General features: G+C 67.8%; 20 protein-coding genes. 7 read left to right on the top strand and 13 right to left on the bottom strand.

Translation table 11 applies throughout. From position 1 onward, the window contains the following. Positions 1-12: 12 nt before the first annotated feature. The 10 genes from NK718_RS04990 to NK718_RS04945 all read right to left on the bottom strand — a co-directional run bounded on the left by NK718_RS04990 (position 13) and on the right by NK718_RS04945 (position 8963). Entirely contained in the window at positions 13-960 is a 948-nt protein-coding gene (locus tag NK718_RS04990; protein ID WP_254739236.1) for a type II secretion system F family protein, read from the bottom strand. Next, entirely contained in the window at positions 960-1913 is a 954-nt protein-coding gene (locus tag NK718_RS04985) for a type II secretion system F family protein (protein WP_254739234.1), read from the bottom strand. Before NK718_RS04985 ends, NK718_RS04990 begins: the two co-directional genes overlap by 1 nt. A gap of 10 nt (positions 1914-1923) precedes the next feature. Then, complete coding sequence (locus NK718_RS04980; RefSeq protein ID WP_254739232.1) at positions 1924-3312, bottom strand: TadA family conjugal transfer-associated ATPase; 1389 nt, start codon at positions 3310-3312, stop codon at positions 1924-1926. Between the two features lie 12 nt (positions 3313-3324). Next, on the bottom strand, positions 3325-4503 hold the full coding sequence (locus NK718_RS04975) for a CpaE/TadZ family protein (protein WP_254739230.1): 1179 nt from the start codon (positions 4501-4503) through the stop codon (positions 3325-3327). A gap of 17 nt (positions 4504-4520) precedes the next feature. Beyond that, positions 4521-5210, bottom strand: a complete 690-nt coding sequence (locus NK718_RS04970) for a TadE/TadG family type IV pilus assembly protein (protein WP_254739228.1) — start codon at positions 5208-5210, stop codon at positions 4521-4523. Beyond that, positions 5207-5695: a TadE/TadG family type IV pilus assembly protein gene (locus tag NK718_RS04965; protein ID WP_254739225.1), complete on the bottom strand. Its 489-nt coding sequence runs from the start codon at positions 5693-5695 to the stop codon at positions 5207-5209. Before NK718_RS04965 ends, NK718_RS04970 begins: the two co-directional genes overlap by 4 nt. A 160-nt stretch (positions 5696-5855) precedes the next feature. Continuing rightward, positions 5856-6128, bottom strand: coding sequence for a hypothetical protein (locus tag NK718_RS04960; protein ID WP_254739223.1), 273 nt, complete (start codon positions 6126-6128; stop codon positions 5856-5858). 10 nt (positions 6129-6138) lie between these two features. Then, positions 6139-7683 carry a type II and III secretion system protein family protein gene (locus tag NK718_RS04955; protein ID WP_254739221.1) on the bottom strand — a complete coding sequence of 515 codons (1545 nt, stop codon included), beginning with the start codon at positions 7681-7683 and terminating at the stop codon, positions 6139-6141. A gap of 49 nt (positions 7684-7732) precedes the next feature. After that, positions 7733-8719, bottom strand: a complete 987-nt coding sequence (cpaB, locus tag NK718_RS04950; RefSeq protein ID WP_254739219.1) for a Flp pilus assembly protein CpaB — start codon at positions 8717-8719, stop codon at positions 7733-7735. A 73-nt stretch (positions 8720-8792) separates the two neighbouring features. Next, the gene (locus tag NK718_RS04945) at positions 8793-8963 is read right to left on the bottom strand and encodes a Flp family type IVb pilin (protein ID WP_254739217.1); all 171 of its coding nucleotides are present in this window, start codon (positions 8961-8963) and stop codon (positions 8793-8795) included. A 478-nt stretch (positions 8964-9441) separates the two neighbouring features. On the opposite strand from NK718_RS04945, the gene NK718_RS04940 reads away from it, so the two are divergent. Next, positions 9442-9882, top strand: coding sequence for an A24 family peptidase (locus tag NK718_RS04940; protein ID WP_254739215.1), 441 nt, complete (start codon positions 9442-9444; stop codon positions 9880-9882). Positions 9883-9889: 7 nt separating this feature from the next. On the opposite strand, the gene NK718_RS04935 is transcribed toward NK718_RS04940, so the two are convergent. Both NK718_RS04935 and NK718_RS04930 read right to left on the bottom strand, forming a co-directional pair. After that, positions 9890-10414 (bottom strand): hypothetical protein, encoded by a 525-nt coding sequence (locus tag NK718_RS04935; RefSeq protein WP_254739213.1) that lies wholly within the window; start codon positions 10412-10414, stop codon positions 9890-9892. 112 nt (positions 10415-10526) lie between these two features. Then, positions 10527-11354, bottom strand: a complete 828-nt coding sequence (locus NK718_RS04930) for a GGDEF domain-containing protein (RefSeq protein ID WP_254739211.1) — start codon at positions 11352-11354, stop codon at positions 10527-10529. A 501-nt stretch (positions 11355-11855) separates the two neighbouring features. Here NK718_RS04930 and NK718_RS04925 point away from each other — a divergent pair. The 6 genes from NK718_RS04925 (at position 11856) to NK718_RS04900 (ending at position 18769) form a co-directional block, all read left to right on the top strand. Further along, positions 11856-13400 (top strand): DEAD/DEAH box helicase, encoded by a 1545-nt coding sequence (locus tag NK718_RS04925; protein ID WP_254739209.1) that lies wholly within the window; start codon positions 11856-11858, stop codon positions 13398-13400. 462 nt (positions 13401-13862) lie between these two features. Then, positions 13863-15221 carry an extracellular solute-binding protein gene (locus tag NK718_RS04920; protein ID WP_254739207.1) on the top strand — a complete coding sequence of 453 codons (1359 nt, stop codon included), beginning with the start codon at positions 13863-13865 and terminating at the stop codon, positions 15219-15221. An 84-nt stretch (positions 15222-15305) separates the two neighbouring features. After that, positions 15306-16241, top strand: coding sequence for a carbohydrate ABC transporter permease (locus NK718_RS04915; protein WP_254739205.1), 936 nt, complete (start codon positions 15306-15308; stop codon positions 16239-16241). Positions 16242-16272: 31 nt separating this feature from the next. Next, positions 16273-17121, top strand: a complete 849-nt coding sequence (locus NK718_RS04910; protein WP_254739203.1) for a carbohydrate ABC transporter permease — start codon at positions 16273-16275, stop codon at positions 17119-17121. Positions 17122-17188: 67 nt separating this feature from the next. Further along, the gene (locus NK718_RS04905; protein ID WP_254739201.1) at positions 17189-18094 is read left to right on the top strand and encodes a dihydrodipicolinate synthase family protein; all 906 of its coding nucleotides are present in this window, start codon (positions 17189-17191) and stop codon (positions 18092-18094) included. Between the two features lie 6 nt (positions 18095-18100). Then, the gene (locus tag NK718_RS04900) at positions 18101-18769 is read left to right on the top strand and encodes a GntR family transcriptional regulator (protein WP_254739199.1); all 669 of its coding nucleotides are present in this window, start codon (positions 18101-18103) and stop codon (positions 18767-18769) included. A 13-nt stretch (positions 18770-18782) separates the two neighbouring features. On the opposite strand, the gene NK718_RS04895 is transcribed toward NK718_RS04900, so the two are convergent. Continuing rightward, entirely contained in the window at positions 18783-19019 is a 237-nt protein-coding gene (locus tag NK718_RS04895; RefSeq protein ID WP_254739197.1) for an Lrp/AsnC ligand binding domain-containing protein, read from the bottom strand. Positions 19020-19079 lie beyond the last annotated feature (60 nt).

Below are 19079 nucleotides of genomic sequence, written 5' to 3'. Positions count from 1 at the left end.
CCACCCCCCAGGTCAGAAACTCTGCAATGCCTTTGCCATCTTTAGCAGCGCAGGTGCTAAAATTGCAATCATCAGCACCGGAAAGATGAAGGCTCCAAGCGGCACAACAAGCTTAACGGGCAGTGCATAAGCCTTAGCTTCGGCCCGCGACAGCCGCTTGTCTCGCATTTCTTCGCTGAAAGTCGTCAGCGCATCGGAAACGTCCGTGCCGAGTTCCAGCGACTGCCGCAGCAGCATGGAGAAGGACTGCGCCTCGTCGAGCGAGAGGCGTTCGGCGAGGCTGTCGAGCGCGTCGGAGGTGGAGCGCCCGGCGCGCATCTCCGCGCCCATCAGCGCCAGGTTGGTCGCGAAGTTCCGGTTGCGGTGCACCATCTCGCCGCTGACGCGCTCGAGGGCCGACTCCAGGCTGAGGCCGGCGTCGACGCAGACCAGGATCAGGTCGAGGAAGTCCGGGAACAGGTTGCGGTATTCCTGGACGTTCGCCTCGGTGGTGCGCTTCACGTAGGCGTCCGGCCCGAGATAGCCGAGCACCAGGAACACCATCGACAGGCCCAGCACGACCTTGGGATCGAGCCCCGGCATGAAAATCGGCAGCGCGAGGTAGCTGACCACCGGCAGCACCAGCACGCAGGCGGCGCGGATCAGGATGAAGTAGGTCACCGCCTCCGGCGCAAAGAAGCCGGCGCGGATCAGCTCCAGGCGCAGCTTGCTGGTCTTCTGCGGATCGAGGCCCAGCCATTTCTCGGTCACCGGCGAGCGCGCCGAACTGCCGCCGGCGAGGCCGAGCGGGTCGGAGACGTTGAGGCCCCCCGCCGCCGCGCCCACGGCCAGGCGCTCGCGGATGCGCACGCGCCGGGACACGGCGAGGCCGACCATCGCCACGAGCATCGCCACGGTCAGGAAGGTCGCCGCGACGACGATGAGGGCGATGGTGTCTTGGGAGAGGGCGGGCATCTGCATCAATACTTGAAGTTGACCATCTTATACATGACGTAGTTGCCGATCGCGAGGAGCACCAAGGCGGTGCCGACGATGTAGGGCACCTTCGGATCGTCCGCGACGCCGCCGTAATAGCTCGGCGACAGCACGTTCAGCAGCAGGAACACCAGGATCGGCAGCAGCGACAGGAACATGCCGGAATAGCGGCCTTCCGAGGTCAGCGCGTGAACCTTGCGGCTCAGCTTGAAGCGGTCGCGCAGCAGCTTCGAGAGGCGCGACATGATCTCGGCGAGGTTGCCGCCGGTCTGCGACTGGATCGAGATGGCGGTGATCAGGAACAGCAGGTCGTCGTTGCCGACCCGCAGCGCCATGTTCTCCAGCGCCGTCTTGATGTCGAGGCCGTAGGCGAGCTCGTCGCCCGTCATGCCGAACTCGCTGCCGGCGGGGTCCGTCATCTCGCGCGCCACCAGGTTGAGCGAGACGGGCAGGGGGTGGCCGGCGCGCAGGCTGCGCACGATGATGTCGAGCACCTCGGGCAGCTGCTCGCCGAACTTGCTGATGCGGCGATAGCGCGTATAGGCGATGTAGCCGAGCACAAGCACGAAGCCGACCACGCCGCCGATGCCGGCGCTGAGCGCGTTGACGCCGATGAGCAGGCCGAGGCCGCTGGTCACCACGAGCCCGGCGGCGATCACGCTGGCGAAGAAGTTGCGCGTGGTCATGCGCAGGCCGGACTGGATGACCAGCCTCTTCAGCCAGCCGAACTCGCGGTTGTCGGCCCCGCCAATGCCGCGTTCGCGCCGGATCTGCTCCAGCACCTTGGTGCGGCTCTCGGTCGTCTCCGAGACGCTGAGGCGGCGGTTGATCTGCTTCTTGCGCGCGACGTCGCGGCCCAGATACTGGTAGAGCCCCTGCACCGCCAGGAAGACGGCGCCGAACAGCAGGCCGAAGATCAGCCAGTCTTCGGTGGTCATGCCGGGGCCCTCACAGCGGCGAGCCGGAGTCGAAGTAGGCGGCCGGCAGGTCGACGCCCATCGCCTTCAGCGCGGCCAGGAAGGACGGGCGCACGCCGGTGGCGCGGAAGCTGCCGTGGATGTTGCCGGCGGCGTCGATGTTCTCCTTCACGAAGCGGAAGATCTCCTGCATCTGGATCACCTCGCCTTCCATGCCGGTGATCTCGGAGATGCTGGTGACGCGGCGCTTGCCGTCCGAGAGGCGCTGCAGCTGCACCACCATCTGCACCGCGCCGGCGATCTGCGAGCGGATGCTCTGCTGGCTCATCGGCATGTTGGCCATGCCGACCATCTGCTCCAGGCGGCGCAGCGCCTCGCGGGCGTTGTTGGCGTGGATGGTGGCCATCGAGCCCTCGTGGCCGGTGTTCATGGCCTGGAGCATGTCGAAGGCTTCCTCGCCGCGCACCTCGCCCAGGATGATGCGGTCCGGGCGCATGCGCAGCGCGTTCTTGACCAGCTCGCGCTGGCGAATTTCGCCGCGGCCGTCGGCGTTGGGAGGGCGCGTCTCCAGCCGCCCCACGTGCGGCTGCTGCAGCTGCAGCTCGGCCGCGTCCTCGATGGTGATCAGGCGCTCCTTGTGGGAGATGAAGCCCGACAGCGCGTTGAGCATCGTCGTCTTGCCGCTGCCCGTGCCGCCCGAGATCATGATGGAGAGGCGTCCGCGCACGGCGGCGCGCAGCACCTCGACCATGGGCGCGCGCAGCGCGTCGACCTCGATCAGCCGCTCGACCGTCAGCGGCTTCTTGGAGAACTTGCGGATCGACACCAGCGGGCCGTCGATCGCCACCGGCCGGATGGCGGCGTTGACGCGCGAGCCGTCGGCGAGGCGGGCGTCCACCATGGGCGAGGATTCGTCGACGCGCCGGCCGACGCCGGCGACGATCTTGTTGATGATGCGCAGCAGATGCGCCTCGTCCTTGAAGCGGACGGAGGTCGTTTCCAGCATGCCGAAGCGTTCGACATAGATGGTCGCGTGCGTGTTGATCAGGATGTCGTTGATGGTCGGGTCCTTGAGCAGCGGCTCGATGGGACCCAGGCCGATCATCTCGTCGATGATCTCCTCGATGAAGGCGTCGAGCTCGCGCTGGTTGAGCGGGATGCGCTCGTTGCGCACGTGGTCGCTGACATAGGGCGCGAGCTGGCCGAACAGCTCGTCGCGGGACAGCTTTTCGAGCACCGGCAGGTTGAACTCGTCGATGATCTTGGCGTGAAGCTTGACCTTCTCCTCGATGAGGGCCGGCTTCTGCGGGCGCGTGTCCTCGACGGGCCGCTCGACGACAGGCGCCTCGGGCAGGACTTGCACGTCCTGATTGTCCTCGCGCTTGAGCCAGGGGGTGAGGGCTCCGAACCGGCTGGCCATCGTCTCTCCTCGTCAGCTTGCCTTGGCGACCGCGGCGTGCGAGCGCGGCGTCACCGCGCTCACAAGTTTGGCGACCCGCTTGATGTCGCGGCAGACGCCCCGCACGGGGCTCTTCTGCAGCATGGATTCGCCCGTGTTGACGCATTCCGTCGCGAAGGGCACGTCCGCCTGCACGTACTCGACCCGGAAGCCGGTCAGCGCGCCGTCCATCTCCTGGTTGCGCGCGACGCCGCCGATCAGCTTGCGCTCGCAATGATTGACCACGACGAGCGTGCGCTCTTTCGAGACCTTCAGCTCCTCGAGGCCGCGCAGATTGTAGACGATCTGCTTGATGGCGGGGACCGAATAGCGCCCGGTCACCACCACCTCGTCCGAGTTGGAGATGATCGCCCCCGTCCACGGCATCCACATGGCCGGCACGTCGAGCAGCACCAGCGGGTAGCGCTCGAAAAGCTGGTCGAGCAGCGCGTAGACGACGGTCGGCTGCACCGAGTCGAGCGCGATGTTGGAGGGCGGGGCGGCGAAGATGTCGAGGCCCGACGGATGCTTCGTCGTGAAGATGTCGAGCAGGTATTCGTCCAGGCGCTCGGGGTTGTGCAGCAGCTCCTGGAGATCGAGCCGGGGCTGCACGTCGAGGTAGTCGCAGACGACGCTGCGCTGGAAGTCGAGGTCGACGAGGGCCACCTTCATCCGCTCGCCGGCCTTCCCGGACGCGAGCGCGATGCCGGTTTCCATGGCCAGCGTGGTGTTGCCGCCGCCGCCCACCGTGCCGACGAAGCTGACCACGGCGTGGGGCGGGCCGGCCGCCGCGCCGGACTTGGCGCCGTTCTGCTCGCCGCGCCGGCGCGTGATGTCGGCCAGCTCGGTCACCGCCGACTTCCACGTCACCCACTCCGCCGAGCCGCTGCGGATCAGGGCCTTGTAGTCGTCGGAGGAGATGTCGTCGGAGACGTAGACGAAGAAGTGCCGGTTCAGCGTCTCCGCCAGCCCGGCGATCTGCCGGGGCGTGGTGGTGAGCGGCGGCAGGTTGGGAATGACGACGATGGCCGGGTTGGTGCCGGAAGACGCCTGCTTGGAGAGCTCGTCCAGGTTGTCGACGTACTGCACGGCATGGTGCAGCCGCTCGAGAAGATGCGCGAGCAGCGCGACCTTGCCGTCTGTACTGTGCGGGTGGACGATCAGCGCGTTCATTCGTTGGTCTTCTCGGTTCAGCTTGGTGCGGCGCTGTTCAGGTCTTCACCCGTCACGGTCGCGGTGATGTCCGGCAGCAGAGTCTGCACGATCCCCGCGAGTCCTTTGATGAAAACATAGTCGAATTGAAGATTTCTAAGCTTGACGGTGACGGTCGGCGTCGGGCCGTTCGGATTGCCATAAAAACCGAGCCCTGTCGCTTGGTAGCGGACTTGGACGTTCGAGGGGGTCGCCCTTGGAAACAGATCGCAAATACCAGCGGAATAAGGCCCAAAATTTGCGCTGGAGCACGTGAACGTGGTTGTGGCTGGAGTGTCGGGTCGCCCGAAAAAAATCCTCGCCATTGCGTCCTTCGAGCCGGCGCCCCAGGTGGTCGGCGAACACGATGCCGTGAGCGTGGCGTAGGTCGTGCCGCCTCCGGTACAGAGGATGTCGAATACACCAGCGGGAACCGGATCGCCCGGCGCCTTGCCGCTCGGCAGGTAGGACGCCCAGGAGCTGACGAGGTTCTGCGGCACCGGGTTCGACACGGCCGCGATGCGCGCGCCGCGCTCCACCGCCTTCATGGCGGAGTTCCACTGCCAGAACGCGAACAACGTTTCGATGACGCCCCCCGTCAGCAGCAGAGTTATCACAAGCACGATCGAGAACTCGACCATGGCAGCGCCGGATGAATCTTTTGCAAATCGCAGGGTGCGCGCGATCATTGCCCGATCACCCGTTCCGTATGCTGCACGCTGATCTGGGCGGGAATGGGAAGACCGAGCGAGGTCACGAAGCCGAGTCCCGTGTAGCTGAAAGTGCTTTGAACGGTAACCAGACTCGGGATTCCATTCCGCAGTGTCGTATAGGCGGCCATCGCAACGCACGGATTAGAGCTGGTTCCAGACACTTGGACATTTGCTATCGTCCAGGCCTGGACGCGCGAGGTGCCGCCGGAAATTTGTCCCGTTACGGCGAGGTTCTTGGCATTGAGTATCATCGTGGCTTCGCCCGAACCCGAGCAGTCGGTGCGGGCGAGATAGCGGGCCGCGTCGCGCACGCCGGTGAGCATGACGTGGCGCTGGTAGACGAAGGTGGCGTAATCCATCGTCGCGAAGCCGATCACGATCAGCAACGGCGCGAGGAGCGCCGCCTCGACGAGGGCGGCGCCGGTCGTGTCGTCGCGCAGCGTCCTGAAAACCGCAAACACCCGTTTTCGCCTCTGTCGTGGCTCCGCAACCGATGCACTCTCGTCAAAAAAATCGCCGCGCCCCTCCCTGACGGGAGCGCATGGGCGCGGCGACTGCGACTGGACGGGGGATCGGGAGCCCGCGAGGCGACGCCGCGTCGCCGACCGCGGGACCGAAACCTTACTGCGAGGGCCCGGTGCTCACGCCGGGGGCCGAAGCGCCGCCGCCCGAGCCGCCCGCGCGATAGCGTTCCACCGCGCGCTGCATGCGCTCGCCGTCGAAAGGAATGTTGGTGTTGCGCGAATTGGGCGGCCAGGGATCGGTCATCTGCATCACCATGTTCGCCGCCACGGCGTCGCCCGCCGTCGAGGAAATCGTGTCGCTGCGCTCCCAATAGGTGTTGCAGCCGCCCAGCGCCAGGCAGATCGCGACCAATCCAAACCGAAGCTTCATCACGGCCCCCTCAGTTCGCGGCGGACGCGCCGGGCGCGCCCTCGACGATGTGGCCGTACGGCCCCTTGATGTCGCCGCCACGCGACACGTATTCGCGGAAGCTCTTCTTCACGTCGCTGCGGTTGGCCAGGAAGAAGTCGGCGTCGTTGCTCGGCAGCGTCGAGTCGAGCGGCGAGCGCAGCTGCTTGCCGGGCGGCACGGGCTTGACGAGGTGCGGCGTCACGATCAGCACCAGTTCGGTCTCGTTCTCCTGAAAGGCCGTGCTCTTGAACAGCGTGCCGAGGATCGGGATCGAGCCCAGCCAGGGCACCTGGTTGGCGTTGCGGGCCGACTGGGCCGAGAGCAGGCCGGCGATGGCGAAGCTCTGGCCGTCGCGCAGCTCGACAGTCGTCTTGGCGCGGCGCTTGGTCAGGCCAGGCACCTGCGTGCCGTTGAGGAACACCGCGTTGGCGTAGTCGAGGTCCGACACTTCCGGCGCGACGACAATGTTCATGACGCCGTTGGCCAGCACGGTCGGCGTGAAGTTGAGCTGGACGCCGTATTCCTTGAAGGCAACGGCCGGCGCGGCGCTGGAGCCCGAGCCCGAGGCGACGGGGTAGGGGATTTCGCCGCCGGCGAGGAAGCTCGCCGTGTCGCCGGAGAGCGCGATGAGGTTCGGCTCGGCCAGGCGGCGGGCCAGGCCCGTCTCCTCCAGCGCGCTGATGACCGCGTTGAGCTGGAAGTTGTTGGTGTTGATCAGCTGGGTGAAGATCGTGCCCGCCCAGCCCGCGTTGCCGCCGATCGCGCCCAGGATGAAGGGCAGCTGCTCGGTGATGGTCGTGCCGTTCGGCAGCACCGTGGTGGTCTGCGAACCCTGCGCCGTCGGCGGGTAGAACATGCCGCTCTGGCCGCGGGTGCCGAGCTCCAGCGCGCCCGCGCCCTTCTTGTAGGCGGACCAGCGGACGCCGAACTCGCGGCCCGCGTTGCGCTGCACTTCCAGGAAGCGGACCTGCAGCATCACCTGCTGCGGCTGGGTAACGGTAACGGCGTTGACCACGCCGCGAGGGGCGAGGTCGCGCGCGACGGACATGGCGCGGTCGACGGCCTGCGCGTCGTGCGCGCTGCCGCTCAGAACGAGCTTGCCGTCAATGTCGGTAACCTTGATGTCGCTCGGCGCGGCGCTGCGGATCTTCCCCTCGACGTTGCGGGTGTCGAGCGCCACCTCGACGTCGACGACGCCGAGCAGCCGCTTGTCTCGGTCATAGAGCGAGACGTTGGTGGTGCCGACCTTCTTGCCGAGAATATAGAGCATGCGGTCGCTGAGCGGCAGCACGTCGGCGATGTCGGAGGAGCCGACCAGCACGTCGGAGAACGGCCGCTCGACGCGGAACGTGTCGGACTTGTTGATAACCACGCGGACGCGCTGCAGGCGGGCCTGCTCGCTGGCGCCGAGGTTCTGGTTCGTCTGGGCGAAAGCCGGGCCGCAGGCCAGCAGGCCCGTTGCGACGAGGGAAGCACCCGCAAGACGCCAGAAACGGCTGGCCGAGCTCCGTGCGTTCCCGCGAGAGGACGCCAAGTCCAGTCGTAGCCCCACTTGCGGTTTCATCGCAGTCCCCCTCAACGCTTTAACGCCGGACATCCTTCGGTACGCTGATTTCCTCGCGCCTCAGGCCCCGCATGACGCGGATGATTGTCGTATCCTGAAGCGGGGGCGCGGCCTCCGCTGGCGGAGGGATATTAACTGCCGTCTTTCCGTCGCTGAGTCTACGCAATTCTGCCTGCATTCGGGACTCAAGCTCCTTAATGCGGGTCAGTGCGTCATTGCGTGACGATGTCTCGGCTTGCTCCGAAATCTTCTTCAATTCGTCGATACGGGCCTCGAGGCCGGCCATTCGCTCGGCCGCCTCCTGCCTCGATTTATCCACGTATTCCCCATCGCCCAGGTCGGCGACGGTGACGCGCTTGGTCAATTCAGGGTCCGTTCCGCCCGCCTGCCGCAGCACGAGCGAGAGCGTGCCGACGCCGGAGGCAAGAATCAGCTTCTGGGCCTGCTGGGTGTTGACCTCGACGGTCACCGCGCGGGCCACCGTCGGCGTCTCCTGCCGTTCGCTCGCCAGCTGGTCGACCGCCAGCACCTTGACGTTCTGCAGGAGCACGTCGGCATAGGTGCCGCCCTGCTCGTTGCGGGTCAGAACCATGTCGACCCGGTCGCCCGGCAGCACGAAGCCGGCGACGCCGCGCACCTCGTCGACGCGCACCGTGACGGCGCGCATGCCGGGGTCGATCAGCGCCGAGAGCGAGGCCCGCTGCCCGGCGCCGGTGATCTTGGAGGCCAGAATCGGCTCGTTCTTCTGGATCGGCGACAGCACCACCCGGCGGCCTTCGCGCAGGAGTTCGTCACGCGTCCGGAACGCCCCCTCGGGGAGGGCGTCGGCGGCCCAGCTCACTTCGCTGACGTTGTCAGCCGTGAGCGGGATGCCGAAGGCGAGCGGCTGGGCGGCGATCACGATCGTCGCCATCGGCCGCTCGACCTGCTGCGCCGCGCGCTGCAGAAGCAGTCCGCGCGCGAGGAATGCCGCCGCCCCGCCCAGGACGAGAGCGGCGACCAGCACCAGTAGAGTCGTAGGCCTCATAACAGCTCCAAGGTGCGATCACGAACCGGGCCGGAGCCCGGCCAGCCCCCGATCAGGGGTTCGCCAGCATGTTGTTGACCGCGCTGAACTTGCTGTTGATCGTGATGCCCAGGCCCTGAATGGTCAGGATCAGGAACACGGCCAGCAGCGCGATGAGAACAGCGTACTCGACCAGCGACGCGCCGTCTTCATTCTTGCGAAAACGCGAAAGGAACTTGCTCAAGGGTACACCCTCCTTCTCCAGTGTGATCAACGGAAACCGCCCCAAGCCCATTTTCAAGCATGTGCAATTTTAATCGTCAATGGCCGACCCCTCAAAATGAGGCCCAACCAAGGTCAATCGTGCGCAGCCTGGTTAATTGGACTATAAATTTAACTAGCAGTGGGCAGCGTAAAGCTCCATCCGGAGTCTTCCCCATCCGGCTAAATGACGGGCCGCTTTATACATTACCGCTTCGCAACGTTTCATTTTCCCAATCCGATTACGCGAGGGAACGGTGCGAATGCGCTCGTCAACTCGAGCTGAGCCGTTCGCACTGCTCAAAACGTGGGTGCAAGCAAATCAAATAAATGACCTTCCAAGCTCGCCTTAACGGCTTGCGGGTCGATTGCCCGCCGCGCCCCGCTGTGGCCCAATGCGCCCGCCGGCGCAAGCCCGGCGGCGGCGGCGCGCCGCGACGGTTCGGGGCGACGGGGGCGGGGTGAATATCCTGATCGGAGCGGTGCTGGCCGGCCTGCTGGCCCAGGTGGTGCACGACGACCTGCGGCGATATGTCATCCGCAACGGCGTCGTGCTGGCGCTGCTTGCTTTGTTCGCCGTCGACATGGCGGTCCGCGCCTCGTGGCCGGATGTCGTCCAGCACGTCCTGTTCGGCGGCGCGGTGTTCGCGCTGCTGCTCGCCTGCTACGCGCTCGGCGCGATGGGCGGCGGCGACGTCAAGCTGCTGTCGGTCGCCTTCCTGTGGTTCGGGCTGTGGTGCGCGGGCGCGTTCGCGACGGCGCTGCTGATCGTGACGATCCTCTATTCCGGGCTGGGCGCTCTCGGCGTCGCGCCGGTGCGCCGCACGCCGAAAGGGATGGTGATTCCGTTCGGGCCGAGCATCGCCGTCGCCTGGGCGGCGACGCATTTCCTTCTGTGCTGAGCCGGGGTCAGGTGGCGGCGCGGCGGGGCGGGCGGACGACCACGAGCACGGCCTCGGGCGCGTCGCTCTCGTCGCCGTCGTCCCAGAGCACGCGTTGGAAATGGGCGCCGTCGCTGGAATGGGAGTAGCGCACCACGGTGCCGGCGCGCGATCCGTCGTCGCCCGCCGTCCTCACCCTGGAGCCGGGCAGGATCGAGGGCCATCGCGAATGGCGGCGCGCGGACGCCTCCGCGTCGGCGGCGGCGGTCTCCGCGGGCGCGACGTAGCCGGGCTCGCTCCAGCGCCGCGATGGGCGCGGCGGCGCGCTCGGCCGCGCGGCGAGCGGCACGCCCGAGATCACCGCGTTGAGGCGGGCCAGGAAATAGTCGCGAGAGGTGGGGGTCAGCGCCTGCGCGTCGCTGGTGGCGTGGGCGACAAGGCGCAGCAGCGTCGTCTTGGCGACCTCGCGCTCGGCCTCGGTAGTGCCCCGGCTCGCGAGCTCGCGCACGCGCGCTACGCGGCTCAGGACCTTGTCGGCGTTCCAATCGGGCATCGGGGCCTCGTGATGCCGGCGCCGGCGACGGCGAATCTCAGCTCGACCGTCCCATTTCAAACCGAGATCTAGCATGGCGGGCCGCCGAAGCCGAGGCCCGCCGGGGCGCAATTCACTCGTTCGTCGCCTCGTGCGGCGCGGTTCCCAGCTCCACGCGGCCGCGCTGGATCAGCGTCTCGACCGTGGTGTCCGGCTCTTCCGGGGCGGTGACGGCGCAGGAGATCTGCAGCGTCTTGTTCTGCATCAGCACCTGCGGGGCCATCTCGACGGCGATCTTCAGCCGCTTGGCGACGTTGCTGGCGACGGTCTGCGTCGCTCCCGGCAGCAGGGCGCAGAATTCGCCGTCGCCGAGCCGCGCCACGAGGTCGTAGGAGCGCACCGTGTTGCGCAGCATGTCCGCCACCCAGAGCAGGGCCGTATCGGCCGCGTCGACGCCGTGGGTCTCGACGATCTTGTCCAGGTGCTCGACGCGCAGCAGGATCAGGGACACCGGGCCCCCGTCGCGCTCGATGCGCTTCATCTCGTGCGCGGCGCGCAGCTTCAGCCAGTGCTGGTTGCCGAGCCCGGTCAGCGGGTCGAAGTCGGCGATGCGCTCGACATCGGGGCCGGCGTTGAGCAGCGACGCCTTGATGCGGCTGACGCTGGCGACCTGGCGGCGCTCGGCGTCGGCCTCCTGCGGCGGGATGTCGGCGGCGAGCACCGTCTCCACCTCGCCGAGCAGGCGGCGATAGCCCTTCAGCAGCCCGGCCGTCGCCAGTCCGTTGACGCCGAACAGCGCCGCCGAGGCGCCCAGGATGGCGGCGAGCGGAATCTGGGCCGAGAGCTGGGACGAGCCGAGAGCCTGGACCGCGAGGATGGTCGTTCCGACCACTCCGAGCATCGAGGCGGCGCAGGACAGGAGGCCCGTCTTCAGGGCCGGATCCGCTTGCGGTCCATTCATCAGCATCGGCTCCAACAAGTGCCCGGCCCCGTTCTGGAGCCCTGAAATCGAATTCAGCATGCGGGACCAATCTTATTAAAATAATAACGCGGAGATCATGGACCCGAACTCTTGTGACCACTTCTGATCGACAGAAATTGACGAAATTGATTTATAGCGTTCGCAATCGTCATTCCGTGTCGATTGAGGCCGGAGCGATCGAGAACGCAACGCACCGCTGCGGCACGCGGCGAAATCGCCGTCCGCCGGGGTGGCCGACGCGTCCTTCGCTTGACTTTGGCGGGCGGGGGGCCCATATCCCCTTCGTCGATACCGGCTCCGCGCACTCTTAGGCTGCGTGATCGGGTTTCAGAAACCCGGCCTGCTACGAGCCAGGGCATCAGCCCTCGACATTTCCCATGACATCCAGATCACGCCTGGGCGTCCTTCTCGGCCTTCCGGCCGAAGGTCCGCTCGTGCGCATTCGCGTTCGGTCGCACCGAAACCGATGAAAGATTCTTCGTGACCCAATTCTCCGATCTCGGCCTCGCCGCTCCCCTTCAGAAGGCGCTCGCGGCCGAGAACTATGAACGCCCGACGCCGATCCAGGCGCAGGCGATCCCCCACGTCCTCGAGGGCCGCGACCTGCTCGGCGTCGCCCAGACCGGCACCGGCAAGACGGCCGCTTTCGCGCTGCCCATCCTGCATCGCCTCGCCGCCGACGCGCGCCCGACGCCTCGCAAGGGCTGCCGCTGCCTCGTGCTCAGCCCGACCCGCGAACTCGCCAGCCAGATCGCCGACAGCTTCCGCGCCTATGGCCGCTTCCTGCGCCTCACCTCCACGGTGGTGTTCGGCGGCGTGTCGATCGGCAAGCAGGTGCGCGAGATGGCCAACGGCGTTGACATCCTCGTCGCCACGCCGGGCCGCCTGCTCGACCTCGTCAACCAGCGCGCTCTGTCGCTGTCGACCGTCGAGATCCTCGTCCTCGACGAGGCCGACCAGATGCTCGACATGGGCTTCATCCACGACATCCGCAAGCTGGCGGCGCTGATCCCGGCGAAGCGGCAGACTTTGTTCTTCTCGGCCACCATGCCGAAGGAGATCGCGGAACTGGCTGACCGCTTCCTCACCAACCCGGCCAAGGTCGCGGTGGCGCCCGTCGCCACCACGGCCGAGCGCGTCGACCAGCGCGTCATCTTCATCGAGACGGCGCGCAAGCAGGCGCTTCTCACCCGGCTGCTGGACGACCGCTCCATCGACCGCGCGCTCGTCTTCACGCGCACCAAGCACGGCGCGGACCGCGTCGTGCGCCGGCTGGAGCAGTCGGGCATTCCGGCCGCCGCGATCCACGGCAACAAGTCGCAGTCGCAGCGCGAGCGCGCTCTGGCGGACTTCAAGGCCGGGCGCTCGCGCCTGCTGGTCGCCACCGACATCGCGGCGCGCGGCATCGACGTCGACAACGTGTCGCACGTCATCAACTTCGACCTGCCGAACGTGCCGGAGAGCTACGTCCACCGCATCGGCCGCACGGCGCGCGCCGGGGCGGCGGGCATCGCCATCTCCTTCTGCGACGGCGAGGAGCGCGCCTATCTGCGCGACATCGAGCGGCTGACGCGCCAGAAGGTGCCGGTCGTCGCCGCGCCGTCCGACCTGCCGCACGTGCCGGACGCGCCGAAGCAGCGCGAGCCGCGCCCCGAGCCGCGCAACGGCCGCTCCGGCAAGCCGCAGCGCGGCGCCGGCCGCTCCGCTGGCCAGGGCCACGCCCGGGCCGAGGGCCAGGCTCACGCCCCGTCGCGCGGTTCGCACGGCGGACGCCAGCAGACCCCCGCCGCGCACGGCGACGCCCGCCACGCCGCCGGCCGTCCGGAAGGACGCGAGGCGCGGGCCGTCGGCACGGTCGAGGATCGCTCGCCGGCGCGCGCCCCGCGCCCCGTGGCCTCGTCGGGCCAGCCGGGCAACTGGTGGGAGCGCGACAGCGCCTCCGGCCGCCGCGGCGCGCCCAAGGGCGGCAAGCCGGGCCAGAACGCCCGTCCCGACGCCCGCAAGGACGTCCGCCAGCCGCGCTGATTCCCGCCCGTCCCCGGGTCGGTGCAGCGACAGCGGAACCGAGCCCGGGGCCCAGCGCAATATGTCGCGCGTCAGCGCGTCCTCTTGGAAAAGGCTGATGCAGCGCCGCTTCGCGGCAGCATCCATGCGCTGGGTCCCGGACATCCCTCCGCTGACGCTCCGGGATTCCGGGAACGGGAGGCGGACTGGCGTCCGCCCTCCGCGGCGCGGACCGCACATTCTTGTCGGCGGCAGGGGCGGACTGACGTCCGCCCTTCGACAGCCCCCCCGACATCAAGCCGCCGCGCGCCCGCGCGGCGGCTTTTTTCGTGCTCGCGCCGTCGCGAACTTTCTCTTCGTGCAAGGTAACATGTCAGTTGCTCCCGGATGGCGGCCGCGCTAGGCTGCGCGCCTTCGTGCAGGGGGACCGCCGCGTCAGTCGGCCGGCCCGCGCGCGTCCGCATCCACGCCAAGGGAGGAACCATGTCCGACTACCATCGTACTCCGCTGTCCCGCCGCGCTTTGCTGAAGGCCGGCGCCGGGGTCTCCGCGCTCGGCGTTCTCGGCGCGCCCGCCATCGTCTCTCGCGCCAACGCGCAGTCGAAGTTCGACTGGAAGCGCTACGCCGGCGAGAAGATCGACGTGATGATGGTGAAGAACCCGCGCGCCGACCTGCTGCAGCAGGCGGAGAAGGAGTTCTTCGACCTCACCGGCATCACCGTCTCGTCCGAGCAGATCCCCGAGCAGCAGCAGCGCCAGAAGGCGATGATCGAGTTCTCGTCGGGCCGGCCGACCTTCGACGTCACCTTCCTCGCCCTGCACGTCCAGAAGCGCCTGTCCTACAAGGGCAAGTGGACGGAGGACCTGCGCCCGTACATCAACAACCCGGAGATGACGAGCCCCGACTTCGACTTGGCCGATTTCGGCGCGGCGGGCATGAACTTCGCCACGCAGGCGGACGGCGCCATCAACACGCTGCCGCAGTTCGTCGACTTCTGGATGCTCTACTACAACAAGGACATCTTCCAGAAGAAGGGCGTCGAATACCCCAAGTCGATGGACGAGATCGTCACCGCCGCCGCCAAGCTCAACGACCCGGCGAACGGCATCAACGGCTTCGTGTCGCGCGGCCTGAAGAACGCCAACATCCCGGTGTGGACGAGCTGGCTGCTCGGCCAGGGCCTCGAGACGATCGACCCGAAGACGGGCAAGCTCAACACCGACGGCGCCGAGGCGATCTGGGCGGCGGAGCTCTACCGCAAGCTCAACAAGGACTACGCCCCTCCCGGCACCATCGGCTTCAACTGGAACGAATGCCAGACGAGCTTCATGCAGGGCCGCGCCGCCATGTGGCTCGACGGCATCGGCTTCGCCACGCCGCTGGAGGATCCGACCAAGTCGAAGATCGTCGGCAAGGTCGGCTACGGCATCACGCCGCCCGGCCCCAAGGCGCACCATTCGGCCATCTTCGCGGACGGCATCGGCATCGCCCAGGCCTCCAAGAAGAAGGGCGCGGCCTGGTATTACATCCAGTGGGCCTGCAACAAGGCCAACCAGCTCGCCATGCTGAAGGCGGGCGCCGGCTCGCCGGCCCGCATGTCGCCCTTCTCGAACCCGGAAGGCACCAAGTCGGCGATGTTCCCGAAGGACTACTTCGAGTGCATGTCCGGCTCGGGCAAGATCGGCCGGCCCGGCCTGCCGCAGATCATCCCCGTGACCGAGTTCCGCGACATCTTCGGCGTGGCGCTCACCAACACGCTGTCGGGCGCCGACGTGGCGAGCGAGCTGAAGAAGGCGACCGAGGCCTTCAAGCCGGTGCTCGAAAAGTCCGAGCAGGGCTGACGAGAGACGTTCCGCCGGGGCCACGCGCCCCGGCGGACTTCCCCCGCCGGCGACGCCGGCGCGACGTGACACGCGGACACCCCCATGAGCGACAGTTCGGCCGGGGCGGCGCTCGCCGCCAAGCACCTTCCCCCGGCGGCCGGCGCCGGCAAGCCCTACGACTTCTCGCGCAAGTACTGGGTGTTCGCCGTGCCCGCCACGGTGATCATCCTGGCGGTGATCGTGTTCCCGTGGGTCTTCACCGTATTCATGTCCGTGCAGGACTGGAAGATCGGCGGCGGCACCGAGTTCGTCGGGCTCGAGAACTTCCGCACGCTGGCGCAGGACCAGCGCTTCCGCGACTCACTGTGGATCACGCTGTGGTTCACCGTGCTGGCCGTGGTCGCGCCCATCGTGCTCGGCACCTTCGCGGCCCTGGTGTTCCACCGCGAGTTCCCGTTCCGCGGCATCCTGCGCACCGTCTTCGTGATGCCGATGATGGCGACGCCGGTCGCCGTGTCGCTGGTGTGGAAGATGATGTTCCACCCGCAGCTCGGCGTGCTCAACTACCTGCTGTCGCTGGTCGGCATTCCGCCCTCGGCCTGGGTGTTCAGCCCCGACACGGTGATCCCCACGCTGGTGATGGTGGAGGTGTGGCACTGGACGCCGCTCGTCATGCTCATCGTGCTCGGCGGCCTCGCCGGCCTGCCGAAGGAGCCCTACGAGTCGGCGGTGATCGACGGCGCGAACGAATGGCACATGTTCCGCTTCATCACGCTGCCGCTGCTGTGGCCCTACATCATGATCGCGCTGGTCATCCGCACCATCGACGCGCTCAAGGTGTTCGACATCATCTTCGTGATCTCGGAGGGCGGCCCCGGAACGGCCTCGGAGACGCTGAACATCTTCCTCTATTTGCAGGCGTTCCAGTTCTACAAGATCGGCTACGCCTCGGCCGTCGTCGTCATCTTCTTCTTCATCATCGTCATGCTGTCGCTGCTGCTGCTCTACGTGCGGCAGAAGTCGAAGTGGAACGCGTGATGAGCGCCCTTTTCGCCCCCGGAGCCCGCCCATGAGCGCCGCCCTCCGCAGCCGGCCGACGCTGAAGACCCTGCTGTTCAAGGCGGGATTCGCCTTCTCGGTCTTCGTGCTGGTGTCGCCGGCCATCCTCGTCTTCCTGTGGATGCTGTCGCTCTCGTTCAAGAACGAAGTCGACAACACGGCCTGGCCGCCGGTGTTCATCCCCAATCCGCCGACGCTCGCCAACTATGTCGAGGTGTTCGCGCGCAACAACTTCCTGCTCTACCTCTGGAACTCGATCCTGGTGACGGGCGGGGCGGTGCTGGTGGGGCTGCTCGTCGGCGTGCCGGCCGGCTACGGCATCGCGCGCTCCAAGTCGGCCAAGTTCGCGATCCTCATCCTGATCGCGCGCATGACGCCGGCGCTGTCCTACCTCATCCCGCTGTTCATGGCGTTCCAGTGGATGGGCCTCGTGGGCACCATCCCGGCGCTGCTCATCACCCACCTCGTCATCACCATCCCGATCATCGTGTGGATCATGATCGGCTATTTCGAGAACATCCCCGCCGAGCTGGAGGACGCGGCCTTGGTCGACGGCTGCACGCCGTGGCAGAGCTTCCGCTACATCGCCTTCCCGCTGGCGCGGCCGGGGCTGGTGGTGGGCGGCATCCTCGCCTTCATCTTCTCGTGGAACAACTTCATCTTCTCGGTCGTGCTCGGCGGCAAGACGACGCGGACGCTGCCCTCGGCCATCTACAACGTGCTCACCTTCGAGCAGATCTCGTGGGGGCCGCTGGCGGCTGCTGCGCTGCTGGTGACGCTGCCCGTGCTGCTGCTGACGGTGCTGGCGCAGCGCGAAATCGTGGCGGGCCTCTCGGCCGGCGGCCTCAAGGACGGATAGGCGGGCGCGCGCGGGCCGCGGGCCGGCGCGTCCTTTCCAGGCAATGCGGACACTTCGGGAGACACAGATGACCGGGACGACAACGCAGGCGGGCTCGCGCTTCGGCCTGTCCGTCGCGCTCGTCACGCCGTTCACGGCGGACGCGGCGATCGACCACGAGCGGCTGGTGAGCCACGCGGAATGGTGCCTCGGGCACGGCTGCGACTCCATCACGCTGTTCGGCACGACGGGCGAGGGCGCCTCGATCGGCCTCGCCGGCCGCCAGCAAATGCTCGGCGCGCTGGCGGGCCACGGCATCGCCGCCCGAGACGTGGTGGCCGGCGTCGCCGCCGCCTCGCTGCACGAGACGGTGGAGCAGGCGCGCCTCGCGCTCGACTTCGGCTGCAAGGGCCTGCTGCTGGCGCCGCCCTTCTACTTCAAGGGCGTCTCCGACGAGGGCCTGTTCCGCTGGTTCGCCAAGGTGCTCGAAACGCTGGGGCCGAAGGCGCGCGACGTCATCCTCTACCACATCCCCTCGGTGACGGCGGTGGGCATCTCCATCGGCCTGATCGACCGGCTGCGCGCCGCCTTCCCTGGCGTCGTCACAGGCGTCAAGGACTCCTCCGGCGACGCCGCCAACACCCAGGCGCTGCTGGACCGGCACGGCGACCTCGCCATCCTGGTCGGCGACGAGCGCCAGCTCGCCGCGGCGGTGCGCAACGGCGCGCAGGGCACGATCTGCGGCATGGCGAACTTCGCGCCGGCGCTGATCCGGCCGGTCGCGATCGAGGGCCGCGACGACCCGCGCGTCAAGGAGATCGTCGACATGATCCTCGAGCTGCCGGTGACGCCGGCGGTGAAGGCGCTGGTGGCGCACAAGCTCGGCGACCCGGACTGGCTGCACGCCCGCCCGCCGCTGGAGGCGCTGCCGGAGGCCGAGGCGCGCCGGCTCGGCGCGGCGTTCGACCGCATCATGGAAGCCCGGGCGGCCTGACGCGCCATGTCGCAGAGGGCGGACGAGCGGGACATCCCCAAGCTTCGGGAGCGCGCCTACGACGCGTTCACCGAGCGCCTGCTCGCCCGCGTCATCCGGCCCGGCCAGTTCGTGTCGCAGCGCGAGCTGGTGGAGCTGACCGGCCTGCCGCTGGGCGCCATCCGCGAGCTGATTCCGCGGCTGGAGGCGGAGGGGCTGATCCGCACCGTGCCGCAGCGCGGCATGCAGGTCGCCCACATCGACCTGCACCTCATCCGCGACGCCTACCAGTTCCGCCTGTTTCTGGAGAAGGAGGCGGTGGCGCTGTTCGCCGTCGACGCCGACGCCGCGCTGCTCGCCAGCCTGCGCGCCGGGCACGAGGCCATCGTGGCGCGCGCCCGCCAGGGCATCACGCCGGCGCTGCTGGCCGAGGCGCAGGCCGTCGACTGGGGCCTGCACGACACCATCATCGACGCGCTCGGCAACGAGATCATCTCCAACGCCTACCGCGTCAACTCGATCAAGATCCGGCTGATCCGCGAGGAGCGCATCCGCATCCTCGACACGCTGCTCCTCTCGGTGATGGAGGAGCACCTGCGCATCCTCGACGCCTGCGAGGCGCGCGACCCGGCCGCCGCCGTGGCGGCCGTCGAGGCCCACATCGCCTCGTCGCGCGCCCGCGCCGTGGGAATCTGAGCGCGACGGAGCGTCAGAACGCCTTGAAGGTGATGATCGTGTGGGTGTCCACGATGTCGGGGATCACCTGCACCTTCTCGCCGACGAAGTGGCCGATGTCGACGCCGTCGTCGACGTGGAACTTGGCGAGGATGTCGAAATTGCCGGCGGTCGAATAGATCTCGGACGCGATCTCGGCGTCGGCGAGGCGGCTGGCCACCGCGTAGGTCTTGCCGAGCTTGCACTTGATTTCGACGAAGAAGGTCTGCATCGCGTCCGGTCCGTTGCGGGTTTCGGGGCGACGATAGCCTCTCGGCCGCGCCGCGTCACG

The organism is Alsobacter ponti (genome assembly GCF_024294805.1).
GTDB lineage: Bacteria > Pseudomonadota > Alphaproteobacteria > Rhizobiales > Beijerinckiaceae > Alsobacter > Alsobacter ponti.
The sequence above is the reverse complement of the archived record's forward strand: the minus strand, read 5'-3'. Positions and strand labels throughout refer to the sequence as shown.

What these genes read in the sequence shown, in the direction of transcription:
- NK718_RS04990 (WP_254739236.1), bottom strand. Translation starts at nt 960, where the DNA reads ATGCAGATGCCCGCCCTCTCCCAAGACACCATCGCCCTCATCGTCGTC.
- NK718_RS04985 (WP_254739234.1), bottom strand. Translation starts at nt 1,913, where the DNA reads ATGACCACCGAAGACTGGCTGATCTTCGGCCTGCTGTTCGGCGCCGTC.
- NK718_RS04980 (WP_254739232.1), bottom strand. Translation starts at nt 3,312, where the DNA reads ATGGCCAGCCGGTTCGGAGCCCTCACCCCCTGGCTCAAGCGCGAGGAC.
- NK718_RS04975 (WP_254739230.1), bottom strand. Translation starts at nt 4,503, where the DNA reads ATGAACGCGCTGATCGTCCACCCGCACAGTACAGACGGCAAGGTCGCG.
- NK718_RS04970 (WP_254739228.1), bottom strand. Translation starts at nt 5,210, where the DNA reads ATGATCGCGCGCACCCTGCGATTTGCAAAAGATTCATCCGGCGCTGCC.
- NK718_RS04960 (WP_254739223.1), bottom strand. Translation starts at nt 6,128, where the DNA reads ATGAAGCTTCGGTTTGGATTGGTCGCGATCTGCCTGGCGCTGGGCGGC.
- NK718_RS04935 (WP_254739213.1), bottom strand. Translation starts at nt 10,414, where the DNA reads ATGCCCGATTGGAACGCCGACAAGGTCCTGAGCCGCGTAGCGCGCGTG.
- NK718_RS04930 (WP_254739211.1), bottom strand. Translation starts at nt 11,354, where the DNA reads ATGAATGGACCGCAAGCGGATCCGGCCCTGAAGACGGGCCTCCTGTCC.
- NK718_RS04920 (WP_254739207.1), top strand. Translation starts at nt 13,863, where the DNA reads ATGTCCGACTACCATCGTACTCCGCTGTCCCGCCGCGCTTTGCTGAAG.
- NK718_RS04915 (WP_254739205.1), top strand. Translation starts at nt 15,306, where the DNA reads ATGAGCGACAGTTCGGCCGGGGCGGCGCTCGCCGCCAAGCACCTTCCC.
- NK718_RS04910 (WP_254739203.1), top strand. Translation starts at nt 16,273, where the DNA reads ATGAGCGCCGCCCTCCGCAGCCGGCCGACGCTGAAGACCCTGCTGTTC.
- NK718_RS04905 (WP_254739201.1), top strand. Translation starts at nt 17,189, where the DNA reads ATGACCGGGACGACAACGCAGGCGGGCTCGCGCTTCGGCCTGTCCGTC.
- NK718_RS04900 (WP_254739199.1), top strand. Translation starts at nt 18,101, where the DNA reads ATGTCGCAGAGGGCGGACGAGCGGGACATCCCCAAGCTTCGGGAGCGC.
- NK718_RS04895 (WP_254739197.1), bottom strand. Translation starts at nt 19,019, where the DNA reads ATGCAGACCTTCTTCGTCGAAATCAAGTGCAAGCTCGGCAAGACCTAC.